Consider the following 746-nt stretch of genomic DNA (forward strand, 5'->3'; position numbering starts at 1 on the left):
CGCGAAGGCGGCTGCACCGGCGTCGTCGGCCCCAGCGGGGCGGGCAAGAGCACCCTGTGCCGCATCGCCCTGGGGCTGGAACGGCCCGACGGCGGCATGGTGCGCTTCATGGGGCGCGACGTGCGCCACGGCCTCGGCAAGGACCGCCGCCATGTGCAGGTGGTCTTCCAGAACTCGGTCAACGCGGTGAACCCGCGCCTGACCGTGGAACGCATCATCGGCGAGCCGCTGGAGAACTTCACCCCCCTGAACCGCCGCCAGCGCCGCGCCCGCGCCGGTGAACTGCTGGAACAGGTGCACCTTTCCCCCACCCTGCTGGACCGCCTGCCCCACCGCCTGAGCGGGGGACAGTTGCAGCGGGTGTGCATTGCCCGCGCCCTGGCGCCCCGGCCCCGGCTGATCCTGCTGGACGAGGCCCTGAGCAGCCTGGATATGCTGGTGCAGGCCCGCGTGCTGGACCTGCTGACCGAACTGCGCCGCGCCACGGGCACCGCCTACCTGTTCGTGACCCACGACGTGCGGCTGGTGCCGCTGTTCTGCGATGATGCCGCCGTGCTCACCGAAGGCCGGGTGGCCCCGGTGGACATGCACGCCCGCACGCGACAAGCGCCGCTTCGGGCGGACGCGCGGCACGCGGTCCCCCAGCAGGCTGCCACGCACCAGGCTGTGTATGACGCGCTGCATGCGGCCATTCTGCCCGCCCTGCCCGCAAGCGCGCCACGCTAGCAAGGCCCCGGTCGGTCCGC

The 746-nt window shown here is 72.8% G+C and carries 1 protein-coding gene; it reads left to right on the forward strand.

The window, feature by feature from the left end; translation table 11 throughout:
* A partial coding sequence (locus tag FVW20_RS17390; RefSeq protein ID WP_196610572.1) for an ABC transporter ATP-binding protein occupies positions 1 to 726 on the forward strand: 726 nt, incomplete at its 5' end.
* Positions 727 to 746 lie beyond the last annotated feature (20 nt).

Origin of the sequence: Nitratidesulfovibrio oxamicus, assembly GCF_015731765.1 — a bacterium.
Taxonomy (GTDB): domain Bacteria; phylum Desulfobacterota; class Desulfovibrionia; order Desulfovibrionales; family Desulfovibrionaceae; genus Cupidesulfovibrio; species Cupidesulfovibrio oxamicus.